This window comes from Paenibacillus sp. FSL R10-2788 (assembly GCF_038003885.1).
In the GTDB taxonomy this organism is placed as follows: domain Bacteria; phylum Bacillota; class Bacilli; order Paenibacillales; family Paenibacillaceae; genus Paenibacillus_AQ; species Paenibacillus_AQ odorifer.
In genome coordinates this window covers 6395692-6408007 of sequence record NZ_JBBOQA010000001.1, presented here as the reverse complement: position 1 = coordinate 6408007, position 12316 = coordinate 6395692, and the positions used below count along the sequence as shown (strand labels likewise).

At 44.7% G+C, this 12316-nt stretch carries 11 protein-coding genes and 1 riboswitch; of the genes, 3 read left to right on the top strand and 8 right to left on the bottom strand.

All coding sequences use genetic code 11. From position 1 onward, the window contains the following. Positions 1–170: 170 nt before the first annotated feature. From NSQ50_RS28555 to NSQ50_RS28545, 3 genes are all read right to left on the bottom strand, one after another. Entirely contained in the window at positions 171–419 is a 249-nt protein-coding gene (locus NSQ50_RS28555; RefSeq protein WP_036678593.1) for a hypothetical protein, read from the bottom strand. Between the two features lie 12 nt (positions 420–431). After that, a complete protein-coding gene (locus NSQ50_RS28550; RefSeq protein WP_036678596.1) occupies positions 432–686 on the bottom strand; it encodes a hypothetical protein in 255 nt (84 codons plus the stop codon). Between the two features lie 437 nt (positions 687–1123). After that, entirely contained in the window at positions 1124–1597 is a 474-nt protein-coding gene (locus tag NSQ50_RS28545; RefSeq protein ID WP_051491031.1) for a hypothetical protein, read from the bottom strand. A gap of 313 nt (positions 1598–1910) precedes the next feature. Between NSQ50_RS28545 and NSQ50_RS28540 the strand changes: the two genes are divergently transcribed. After that, positions 1911–2702: a helix-turn-helix transcriptional regulator gene (locus NSQ50_RS28540; RefSeq protein WP_038573519.1), complete on the top strand. Its 792-nt coding sequence runs from the start codon at positions 1911–1913 to the stop codon at positions 2700–2702. Between the two features lie 118 nt (positions 2703–2820). Here the strand turns inward: NSQ50_RS28540 and gcvPB are convergent, their stop codons facing one another. The 3 genes from gcvPB to gcvT form a co-directional block, all read right to left on the bottom strand. Then, the gene (gene gcvPB, locus NSQ50_RS28535) at positions 2821–4281 is read right to left on the bottom strand and encodes an aminomethyl-transferring glycine dehydrogenase subunit GcvPB (protein ID WP_076179818.1); all 1461 of its coding nucleotides are present in this window, start codon (positions 4279–4281) and stop codon (positions 2821–2823) included. Next, entirely contained in the window at positions 4278–5630 is a 1353-nt protein-coding gene (gene gcvPA / locus NSQ50_RS28530; RefSeq protein ID WP_076222336.1) for an aminomethyl-transferring glycine dehydrogenase subunit GcvPA, read from the bottom strand. The genes gcvPB and gcvPA overlap by 4 nt, the downstream gene beginning before the upstream one ends. 106 nt (positions 5631–5736) lie before the next feature. Continuing rightward, positions 5737–6849 (bottom strand): glycine cleavage system aminomethyltransferase GcvT, encoded by a 1113-nt coding sequence (gene gcvT / locus NSQ50_RS28525; RefSeq protein ID WP_076222335.1) that lies wholly within the window; start codon positions 6847–6849, stop codon positions 5737–5739. A 186-nt stretch (positions 6850–7035) separates the two neighbouring features. Continuing rightward, a riboswitch (glycine riboswitch) is annotated at positions 7036–7134 on the bottom strand. A 278-nt stretch (positions 7135–7412) separates the two neighbouring features. Between gcvT and gcvH the strand changes: the two genes are divergently transcribed. After that, positions 7413–7805, top strand: a complete 393-nt coding sequence (gcvH, locus tag NSQ50_RS28520) for a glycine cleavage system protein GcvH (RefSeq protein WP_036678614.1) — start codon at positions 7413–7415, stop codon at positions 7803–7805. Positions 7806–8233: 428 nt separating this feature from the next. Here the strand turns inward: gcvH and NSQ50_RS28515 are convergent, their stop codons facing one another. Together NSQ50_RS28515 and NSQ50_RS28510 are read right to left on the bottom strand one after the other, a co-directional pair. Next, on the bottom strand, positions 8234–9064 hold the full coding sequence (locus tag NSQ50_RS28515) for a flagellar motor protein MotB (protein WP_076222334.1): 831 nt from the start codon (positions 9062–9064) through the stop codon (positions 8234–8236). Further along, positions 9061–9843 carry a flagellar motor protein gene (locus NSQ50_RS28510; protein WP_036678620.1) on the bottom strand — a complete coding sequence of 261 codons (783 nt, stop codon included), beginning with the start codon at positions 9841–9843 and terminating at the stop codon, positions 9061–9063. Before NSQ50_RS28510 ends, NSQ50_RS28515 begins: the two co-directional genes overlap by 4 nt. A gap of 179 nt (positions 9844–10022) precedes the next feature. Between NSQ50_RS28510 and uvrB the strand changes: the two genes are divergently transcribed. Next, positions 10023–12014 (top strand): excinuclease ABC subunit UvrB, encoded by a 1992-nt coding sequence (gene uvrB, locus NSQ50_RS28505; protein ID WP_036678623.1) that lies wholly within the window; start codon positions 10023–10025, stop codon positions 12012–12014. Positions 12015–12316 lie beyond the last annotated feature (302 nt).

The following is a 12316-nucleotide window of genomic DNA, read 5'->3' as shown; positions in this document are numbered from 1 at the left end:
GGGATCAACAATATCTTATCCATGTAGAGAATGATTTCGTAACTGAAACAAAATCTTTTTGTAAATAAGCCTCACTAGAAGATTGCTTCTCTGACCTAATAGAAATCATAATAAGCTCCAAGTGAATGATATTTATTCTCTTGGAGCTACTAAATATTCAGGAAAGTGTTTTATATATTTTTATTAGCAATTCCTGCGGAAATTACAATGATACTAGATGTAGTTAAGGCAGTATAGCCAAAGGCGCATGCTGCTACTACTGGAAGACTAACTGGTGCTGTTGCCGCAACTGCTATTAAAGTGGCTCCAGCAATAACTCCACCTATACCAGTTGCAATTTGTCCCCAAAGAGCACCGCCCTGAATATCGTACAATTCAGATCCTTTTAATAATTCAAAACCACTACTTGAAATTTCCAATTCAATCCCCCCTTATCCAAATATTGCGACTCCTACGCCTGCTACTGCAGCAGCTAAACCTAATGCAGGAAGAGCTGGTACTGTGGCAATTGCTCCTAAGATTGCGCAGCTACTAGCGATTGCTGGTACTCCAGCAGCAGCAACCCCAACGCCCACTACTGAAGAGGCTACGCCGACTGCTTTAGTTAACCAGCCACCACCATTAAGATCCATCAACGAAGATAAATCAAGTTCTTCAAACGTACTATGATTAAAACTGAGTTCCATTATGTCACCTCCTTTAATCATGATTTATATTAAATCGGGAGTGAATGATCAAATGAAAATCCCTGATTTAATTCCATATTCATTTTTCGTGTTTGGCTAGAAAATTCAATCCAATTAATATGAGAGCGATAAATCCTGTGAAACAAAAGGGTATCCATATGGGACCATTAGTAATCCTATTCATTTTGGCTATCAATATAATTCCTGAGCAAATAACTGAAAAATACACCTTCCAAAGCTTAATATTTTGATTTCCCAGTCTAAGCTTATTCCATTCACTGATGATAAATAGATTCAAAATCAAAAGAGTTCCTAATACAGTAATTGTAGTATCTTGAAAGGTATCGATATAATAAATAAAACTCAAGATAGTGAAAATTAATGTGATACTAAAACAGAAAATCACTATTTTTTTTTTCATAGCCGGCTCCTCATTTTTATAAAATAGATGGATTTACACCTACATAAATGTCAATAATCATTTTTTCTAAGGAAGCTTCAGAGTTATCTGAAGTGTACACATTATAAAATGCTGTGATTTGTTGAAGTCCCTTATCTGATATGTACTTTATAATAGATTCATATGTACTTTGTACTCCAACAGGGTTCCCCATGAATCTGCAGGATAGGGCATTAACTAAGTGGAAAATTTTTTTGTGTTTATAAGTTTGATCTGATGGAAAAGGCTTATTGAGAGGAATCATAATCTCCATGTCCATTAAATATTCCCCATTAACAATCTCCGCCGAGAATGTGCTCGTAATAAGGGGTCCTGCTTTCACTGCTTGATATTTTTCTATTATTTTTGCAGTTTGAGCTATTTCTATTTGTAATTCTTCTTGATTCATCTTCTTTCTAACGGAAAGGACATTTTCAAGCAAAATTTCTTGATTTTTTTGAATTTCAAACAATTCAGCACCTCCTAAAAAAGATCATAACTATGTGAATTTTCACAAACCTATCGTAATTGTTAAACTCCCTGATGAGTGGATTAATAACTTTATAGTAACTAGAATATCTATTAAGATACATATCCCTCAGTACATATTCCCTTTTGAGTTAATCTGTGCTAAAATATATTTTTTTTACAATAAATCCACTTTATTTAACAATTTTTTATCTTTTTGATCTAACACAAACCTCACGACTTATGTCATTGTTTTCTTTTGAATGGAGTGTTATGCTCTGTTTAATTAATACCATAAGTTGGGAGAATGGTTTGTTTTGGATATTCTTGAATGTGAACGAGCTTGGTTTACGGTAGATGATTTAGATAAAAAATCTAATAATTCCTTGTGTGAATTTTGCCAACCTTGGAGTAACCTCAAAACAGAAAAATCCTTTTCTATAGAAGAGCTGGTTCCCTACGAGGTATTGGTTGAAGTACTACATTCAGAATTGGCGAAAGTAACGGAATTTCTCTTATTGCCCTTTGTTTTTTTCTTAACAGATCAAGCCGGCAATATTATTAATATTGTTACTCCTTTCGAAGCGTTTCAGAAGAAAGTAGATCATTTTGGAATTAGGAGTGGAACTAACCTTTCGAAGCAATTCTCTGGAGTAAATGCAGTTTCACTAGCGATGGAGGTTAAATCAATTGCAGTAGTGCGTGGAGAAGAGCATAGTATGCCAATGTTTAAAGAGTGGAATTGTGTATGCGCTCCTATAATGATAAATGGTTGTATATGTGGATATATCGACATTTCATTTGAAGCCGAGAGGCAAATTGGCTTTTCGATTCTCTTTATTAAACAATTATCCGAAAAGATTGTTCTGAAGTTGAAGGAACGAAGCCCAAAGTTAATTGAGTACAGATTTCAGGAAAAGTGTGATTCGTATCGATTATCGCCCAGAGAAAGGGAGGTAGCGTATCACTGGTCACTAAGAAAAGGTGCGTTGCAAATTTCCAATGACCTTAATGTGAAAGAGGGGACTGTGCGGAATATCGTTAAGAGTATTTATAGTAAGATGGATATCAGCGAGAGATGGGAATTGATAGAAATACTTAAGTTGTAAATTTTGATGATAAACATCAAAATACTCGTTTGTACATAAGATATAAAAGCCATCCTCCGAAATTAATCAACAACGGAGGATGGCTTTTATCTGTCTAGAACATTTTTTTGATAAGTACTTAACCGCAAGAACAATTCAAAACTGGCTTACGCGCAGCCTGTGTCTCATCCAAACGGCTAATCTCTGTGGTATGCGGTGCGTTGATTACAATTTCTGGTGTCTCCTGCGCTTCTTTCACAATCTGAATCATCGTATCGATGAAGCCGTCGAGCGTTTCTTTACTTTCGGTTTCCGTCGGCTCGATCATCATGCATTCCTCAACAGTCAGAGGGAAGTACACGGTTGGCGGGTGGTAGCCGAAGTCGAGCAATCGTTTAGCAACGTCTAAGGTGCGCACGCCATATTGCTTGAGGTTTTTGCCGGACATCACGAATTCATGCTTACATACACCCGGATATGGGATTTCAAAATACGGCGCCAGACGGTGCATCATATAGTTCGCATTCAGCACAGCATTTTCGGATACCTCACGCAGTCCGTCTGGACCATAGGTCCGGATATAGGCATAGGCACGAACCAGAATACCAAAGTTTCCATAAAAAGCTTTCACGCGTCCAATAGATTCAGGATCACCGAAGTGAAGTGAGAAGCTGCTATCTTCATTCTTTACCACAGTAGGTTGTGGCAAGAATGGAATGAGGATAGATTTTACGCCGACTGGTCCGGCTCCAGGGCCGCCACCGCCATGTGGGGTGCTCATTGTCTTGTGCAAGTTCAGATGCACAACGTCAAAGCCCATGTCGCCAGGGCGGGTAATGCCCATAATGGCATTGGAGTTGGCTCCATCGTAATAGAGTAAGCCGCCTGCTTCATGCACAATCTCAGCAATCTCGACGATTTGGGTCTCGAACAAGCCGAGTGTGCTTGGGTTAGTCAGCATCAGTGCGGCTGTGTCACTGCCAACAGCTGCTTTGAGTGCTTCAAGATCAACCATCCCTTTATCTGTGGAAGGGATCGTGATCGTTTCAAGTCCTGCTGCTGAAGCACTAGCAGGATTGGTGCCGTGTGAGGAATCCGGCACGATAACCTTCGTGCGGGTCTCGCCGCGGCTTTCATGATAGGCGCGGATCATCATGAGGCCGGTCCATTCACCATGAGCACCTGCGGCAGGCTGTAAGGATACTGCATCCATGCCCGTCAGCGCGGACAGATCATTTTGTAGGGTATACATTAATTCCAGTGCGCCTTGAATACTTTCTTCTGGTTGGTAGGGATGAATTTTGGCGAAGCCGGAGAAGCGGGCAACATCTTCGTTAATCTTCGGATTGTATTTCATCGTGCATGAACCGAGTGGATAGAAGCCATTGTCTACACCAAAGTTGCGACGTGAAAGAGAAGTGTAGTGGCGAATGACATCCACTTCCGATACTTCTGGAAGTACGACGGGTTCGCTACGGAGTAAACCTGATGGAATTAGGGACTCCAAGGTTTCTTCCTGTGGCACATCGCATAGTGGCAAAGAATAGGCCGAACGGCCGGGACGGCTTAATTCAAAAATTAGACTTTGCTCCGGTTTCATAAACAGCCCTCCAGTGCGCTAGCGAATTGGTCGATTTCGGTTTTGCTTCTTTTTTCCGTTACGGCAACCAGCATATGTCCAGCAAGTTCAGGATAATCACGGCCCAGATCATAACCCCCAAGATAACCTTTCTTCAGCAGCTTCGAATTAATAGAGGTCACACTGCTGCCTTCAGGAAGCTTCACGACAAATTCGTTAAAGAATGGGGAGGAGAAGGCAAGTTCAGCACCTGTTAGTCCGCTAAGTTTATTAGCAGCGTAATGGCTTTTGCGAATATTTAGCTCGCCTACTTCACGCATGCCTTCTTTGCCCATAACGGACAAGTAGACGGATGCGCAGAGAGCCAGCAGCGCCTGATTGGAGCAGATATTCGATGTCGCTTTTTCACGCCGAATATGTTGTTCACGCGCTTGAAGTGTAAGAACGAAGCCACGTTTACCGTTACGGTCTACCGTTTGGCCAACGATCCGGCCTGGCATGCGGCGCATCAGGTGATCAGCTACGGCAAAGAATCCGCAAGTTGGACCCCCGAGAGAAGCCGGAATACCGAGTGGCTGAGCATCACCCACTACGATGTCGGCTCCAAGTTTGCCCGGAGTTTCAAGTACACCTAGAGCTATTGGGTTCGCGCTGACTACAAGAAGACCTTTAACCGCGTGAATCAGCGGCTCAACCGAGCGAAGATCCTCGATGCTGCCGAAGAAGTTAGGCGATTGAATAAGCACTGCGGCAGTATCTCCCTCGATAGCTTCAGCGAGTTTAGCTTGATCGGTAACACCGTCTTTATAGTCAATCTCCACCACCTCCAGACCCCAAGCATTAGCCGAAGTACGTAGCACTTGGCGAGCCTCAGGATGAACGGTACGGGAGACGATTAATTTTTTGCGTTTGGTAGCACCAGCCGCGAGAACCGCTGCTTCGGACAAAGCTGTAGCGCCATCATACATACTGGCATTGGCAACTTTCATACCGGTTAGTTCGCAAATGTAGGATTGGAATTCGAAGATCGCTTGCAGCTCACCTTGGCTGATCTCCGGTTGATAAGGAGTGTAGGCAGTGTAGAATTCAGAACGGGAAATGACATGGTTGATGACCACAGGGATGTGATGATCGTATAATCCGGCGCCGAGGAAGCTGGCGTGAGAATCAAAGTCGGCATTTTGGTCAGCCAAACCTTTCATGTGGCGCAGCAGGGCGTATTCATCGAGTGGTTCAGACATCGGCATAGTGCCTTGGTAACGTACCGCTTCAGGAATATCGGAGAACAGCTCATCTATAGACTGAATCCCGACGGCCTCCATCATCTCTACGCGGTCCTGTTCTGTCATGGGCAGATAACGGTGCTTCATTAAGGTTTCACTCCTTGGCTTTTTTAAAATATAAGAAAGTACAATTTTCACGCTATACTTTATCCTTCTATTTCTCGCTTAAAAGCTCACCGTCCTTATATGGACGCTAAAGGCGTTTATACTTGTAAAAAGGGGCCTTGATCACTACAGCCTTAAGCTGCTTGCCGCGTATCTCCACGTAAACCTCTGTGCCTATTTCACTGTAAGCAGCATCAATCAAAGCCAACCCCAGGTTCCGTTTCAGCGTAGGGGACTGTGTTCCGGTTGTGACCTCACCAATCTTAACCCCATCTGCCCAAACAGGATAATGGGAGCGTGGAATGCCTCGATCAATCATTTCTAGGCCGACAAGGCGACGGGGAATCCCAGCTTCTTTTTGCTGTATTAGTGCATCGCGTCCGATAAAGTCTATTTTGTCCAGCTTCACGAAGAACTGTACTCCTGCTTCAAGCGGGGTGATGTCAGCGGATAGCTCCTGACCGTACAGTGGTAATTTTGCCTCAAAACGCAGGGTATCCCGTGCACCCAGTCCAGCAGGTGTTAATCCGTGAGGCGCGCCTGCAGCAAGCAGTCCGTTCCATAACGTTTCTGCACCTTCCAGCGAAGCGTAGATCTCGAAGCCATCTTCACCGGTATAACCCGTACGGGAGATAAGTACCTCTACACCGCAAACGGTGGCGCGTTCGATGAAATGGAAAGGCTTGAGTGTTGAAATAGGAGCATCAGTAACTACCGCGAGAATGGTCTCTGCCAGAGGACCCTGCAAGGCGAGCAAAAGCGTCTCGTCAGAGACATTAGTGAGCGTGACTTCACCGAATTCAGAGGTCAAATGCTCTTGCAGCCACTGGAAGTCCTTGTCGATGTTGGAGGCATTAACGACGAGCATATAACGACCTTCACTAAGGCGATACACGAGTAGATCGTCGACAACTCCGCCATTTGGATAACAGAGCAGCGTATATTGTGCCGCACCATCCGTGAGGCGGCTGACATCATTGGTTGTCATTTTTTGCAAAAAGGCTTCTGCACCGCTCCCAATCACCATGAATTCACCCATATGCGAGACATCGAACAGCCCAGCCTGCTGGCGAACGGCTTCATGCTCTTTCACGATACCTGTAAACTGTACTGGCAGCTCCCAGCCACCGAAGTCAATGCACCTGGACTCCGCATAAGCGGAATAGAGATCATAAAAAGGTGTTCTTCTCAAAGCATCCATGTCGTCACTCCCCTTGATCTGATTACATACGAAAAAAGGACAGGCAGAAGCAATCATGCATAAATGCACAAATCGCTTTCTGCTCTGTCCTTTGTACCTGAGAGTTACCCTGCCGTAACTAGCTTGCAGGTTTCCCCGTTGGTGATCTGACGCATCTAGCCTTGCGTCTGATGCTCTCCAGAGATACGTCCGACAAAGGTCCTTTTGCCTGAGAGATTCACCCCTGTTAGGGCTTACTCCTTCGGCGCCGTCTTCAAGTGAGACAGTCTCTCCCTATGCCATCATCCGCAACTATATTTATTTCAAATATAAGAAAGTATATGGTTCACATTATACATTATCCTTATATTTCTCCGAGAAACGGCGATTGTCTATAAAAAGACGACAACGTCGTTTCTTCTTGTATGTCTCCATTAAACGGGTATAGTCGGGCGCTGTCAACAAGAAAACGTCGAAAAAATGACAAATTTATATTTCCTGTTAGTAATATTGACATTGTGAGCCGGGATAAATTAGGCTATAACTAAATTTAGAACTCCAAATTGGAAATGAGGCGGCTTGAAATGAGTGAAGTATTAGACAACCTTCTTTACAGCGAAGAGCATGAATGGGCACAGCAAGTAGAAGGACGAGTAGTACGTGTTGGGATTACGGACCATGCTCAGCATTTATTAGGCGACATCGTATTTGTTGAGTTTCCTGAGGTAGGATCAACCATTTCGGCCGGTGACAGCGTAGGCAGTATCGAATCCGTTAAGACGGTATCGGAATTGTATTCGCCCGTCTCTGGGACGGTTACCAAGGTGAATGATGGATTAGAAGCTAGTCCGGAGCTTATCAATGATCAGCCATATGGCGGGGGTTGGATTTTTGAGATTGAAGTTGATGGAGAATATGCTGATGCTGTAAAAGGTCTGTTAGATGCAGCCGGTTATAGCGCGTTAGTTGCTGAATAATTGGAAATTGGGGACGGGAAATAGTCTGATCAAGTGTGATGTTTTTAGCAGCAAGTTTCTGCGATTTGGGGACTTGCTGTTTGTGTTTCTTATGTAGATTGTGCGAGTATTCGTAAACCCAATCGAGTGGTTTGAGGGTCTAGTGGAGTATGGAATTAGGGAAAACCTCCCTCATTTTAGACGATTATAGCTTGAGAGTTAGGGTTTTAGGCAATTCCTCCCTAATCATCTCGGTAAAACCACTATTTCAGACTAAAAAGAGTAATAATCAGGGAGTAATTCCCTCATTCCGCGATTGGATACGATAATAGGTGAATAATCAGGGAGGTTTTCCCTAATTAAATTAGGTGAAACCCCTTTGTTGGTCAATGTGGTAATTGCAAAGGCTCCTGCCGCCGAACTTAGCTCTGAGCGCAAACAACTATATTTTATTCCACCTCTTGAAGCTGTCGAAGTACAATGATCTCTACGCGTCGATTTTTCTGTTTGCCTGCTAGCGTATTATTATCTGCTGTTGGTCGGGTATCGGCATAACCTGCATATTGAAAAGTGTCCGGGTTCAGTCCTTCATTATCTAAGAAAAAGCGCAGCACAGAAAGCGCACGAGCACCCGATAGCTCCCAATTGTCGTTATAACGTGAAGCTGATGACACTGGTGTATTATCCGTATGTCCTTCAATGCTGATCGTTGCCCCGATATCTTTGAATAAGCCTGACAACTGCTGAAGAGCAGGAAGGGCTGGTGACTTCACATCTGCTTTACCCACATCAAAAAGAAAACGGTCGCTGAGCGTGATTTCTATGCCCTGCGGTTTGTCGGCTACAAATATTTGTTCACCGAGATTATTCTCCTCCACATAGTGGGTGATCACACCCATTAACTCAGCAAGCTTCGCCTCTTGTTCTCGAAAAGCCAACTCCCGTGCTGAAGGTGTTTCATTCTCCGTTTGTTTATCAGAACCGTCATTTGGTTTTGCAGTTGCGTTCCCATTCCCATCTGTACTCTCTGGTTTGTTGTCAGGGGTCTTTCCAGCATCTAAAATACCATCTCCGCCTTCAAGAACAGTGCTGCTCGACTTGAAAGTCTGGGATAAAGAGCCGGTTACGATATTGTATTTGTCAGTGTCCAGGCTGCTCATCGCATACAATATAACGAAAAATATAAGTAAAAGCGTAATTAGATCTGCGTAAGTAATCATCCAACGATCACGGCTTTCTCGATTCTCTACCCGCCGTTTGCGCCGGTCTCTTTGTCTCATATAAAACCTCTTGCTTCTGCACGGTCATCTGTGGTGGTGTCTGAAATGAAGGAGTTCAGTTTTTTACGCACCAGCAACGGATGATCCCCGTTTTGTAGAGAAAGAATGCCTACTAGCAGCATCTCCATGCTATGCAGCTCACTTTGGCTGCGGGATTTGATTTTGGAAGCAATGGGTAAAAATATTAGATTAGCGATGGCTACTCCGTACAGTGTTGCAGTGAACGCTACTGCGATAGAGGTACCTAGATTTGATGGGTCTGTAAGGTTGCCCAGTACCCTAATGAGTCCCATAACTGTACCGATGATCCCCATCGTTGGAGCATATCCGCCAGCGGCTTCAAAAATCTTGGCGTAGCTTTCATGCTTCAATTCTTTCGCATCCATTTCCAATTCCAAAATCTGTCTTACCTGCTCAGGGTCAGTGCCATCGACGATAAGCAACAGTCCTTCGCGCGTAAAGGAATCGGGATGTGCTTCCGCTTGTTTTTCGAGCATTAAAACGCCGCCGCGGCGGGCCACTGTGGCCATTGCGATAAGCTCTTCTGCCTTCTCTTCATCACGTTCAGGATTGCGGCCAAAAGCCATGCGCAGAGCGGTGGGAATGGAGCGTAGCTTAGCTGCCGGGAAGCTGATCATTACGGCGGCAATCGTACCTCCAAATACAATCAAAGCTGCATTAAGCTGCAGCAGTCCGGAAAGGCTTCCGCCTTCCCAGAGGTAGCCGCCGATTAGCGCAGCCAGTCCGGCCACTAGGCCGATTATTGCGGTAATATCCATGCTTCAAGCTCCTAACATTTCTGTGTATTATGGTTTGCATCGATCTAAGCAACACTGTATAATGAACGGGAACACATATTCTTATCTTCCATATTTTTTACTATCGTATGGAGAGAGAAGATTCAGACAACAATTATAATATATTAATCTAGTTTAGACGATAGAGGGGAGACGGGCAAATGAGTGATATTGTCGTCAGTACGAAGACTTTTGAATTGGAGTCCGAGTATACACCCCAGGGCGATCAGCCTCATGCCATAGATGAATTACTACAAGGCATCCGGCAGGGTAAGAAGCACCAGACGCTGCTGGGAGCGACAGGTACAGGGAAGACCTTTACTGTCGCGCAAGTTATTTCCAAATTAAATCGCCCCACGCTGGTTATTGCGCATAACAAGACACTGGCTGCCCAGCTGGCAAGTGAGTTTAAGGAGTTTTTCCCGAATAATTCGGTAGACTATTTCGTCAGCTACTACGACTATTACCAACCAGAGGCGTACATTCCCTCCTCCGATACTTATATTGAGAAAGATTCCAGTATTAACGAAGAGATTGATAAACTTCGCCACTCCGCGACAAGCTCCTTGTTCGAACGGCGTGACGTTATTATTGTAGCGAGTGTGTCTTGTATTTACGGTCTCGGTTCACCAATGGAATACGGAAGCTTGCTGTTGTCCTTGCGGGTTGGGATGGAGAAGCCGCGCAATGAGATTCTGAGCAGACTGGTGGATATTCAATACCAGCGCAATGATATCAATTTTGTACGCGGAACATTCCGTGTACGTGGTGATGTGGTTGAAATCTTCCCGGCCTCTCAGGGTGAACATGCGATTCGCGTTGAATTGTTTGGGGATGAGATTGAGCGGATCACTGAAATTGATGTTTTAACGGGTGAATTGATCGGTGAACGCGACCATGTCGCCATTTTTCCGGCTTCTCACTTTGTTACCAAGGAAGAAACGATGCGTGTAGCAATAGTCAATATTGAACGGGAGCTGGAAGAGCGGCTGACCGTGCTTCGTGACGCAGGCAAGCTCCTGGAAGCGCAACGTCTGGAACAACGGACACGTTACGATATTGAGATGATGAAGGAAGTGGGTTTCTGTTCGGGGATCGAGAACTATTCCGGGCCGCTAACCTTCAGGGAGCCAGGAGCAACTCCATATACGTTAATGGATTATTTTCCTGATGATATGTTAATCGTCGTAGATGAATCCCATGTTACCCTTCCGCAAATTCGGGCGATGTATAACGGTGACCGGGCGCGTAAGACAGTGTTGGTAGAGCATGGTTTCCGTCTGCCTTCTGCACTGGATAACCGTCCGCTTCAGTTCGAAGAGTTCGAAGATAAAGTGAACCAGATCATATACGTCTCCGCGACACCTGGACCTTATGAAATGGAACACTGTGAAACTATGGTGCAGCAGATTATCCGTCCGACTGGGCTATTGGATCCAATCATTGAGGTTCGTCCTACAGAAGGCCAGATCGATGATCTGATTAGCGAAATCCGTGACCGGGTCGAACGTGATGAACGTGTACTCGTTACCACTTTGACGAAGAAGATGTCGGAGGATCTGACAGACTACTTTAAGGAAATCGGTATTAAGGTTCGTTATATGCACTCTGACATCAAAACACTGGAACGGATGGCGATCTTGCGGGATCTTCGTCTCGGTACGTTCCATGTACTGGTAGGGATTAACCTCCTGAGAGAAGGTCTCGACTTACCGGAGGTATCTTTAGTTGCAATTCTCGATGCCGATAAAGAAGGGTTCCTTCGTTCCGAACGTTCACTAATTCAGACGATTGGCCGTGCGGCTCGTAACTCTGAGGGTCGTGTAATCATGTATGGTGATCGTATAACTGATTCGATGGAGAAAGCGATGAGCGAAACATCGCGCCGTCGCGCCATTCAGATTGCTCATAATGAGAAACATGGCATTACCCCAACCACCATTAATAAAAAAGTGCGTGACATCATCGAGGCGACGAAGGTTGCTGAGTCTAAAGCCGATTATCTCACAGGTGTTGGTGGCAAGATGAATAAGAAAGAAAAACAAAGTCTGATCCAACGTCTGGAAGCTGAAATGAAGGACGCTGCCAAGAACCTGCAATTCGAACGTGCGGCAGAGCTGCGTGACGCATTGCTGGAGCTTCGGGCTGAGTAACAAACCATTAATGCATCACCGATATTTAAAATAGGTATTGAACGGTGCTGTCCTAGACCGTTCTTTTTGAATCAATAGAGGGTCGCGTATCCAGTAATGTTTATGGCACTTAAACGTATCCCGCAGGGACAGCGCCCGCAATGTACTTGGCACTTACGCGTATCCCGTAGGGACAGCACCATGCAACGTCTATGACAGTTGCTTGTACCTGCTTTTAGGTAGTACGAGAATGTCCAAGCGGTCCCGCAGGGATAAGCGCTCTGAGCATTATAGTCACTAAGTTACGTCCCACCATACTCCTT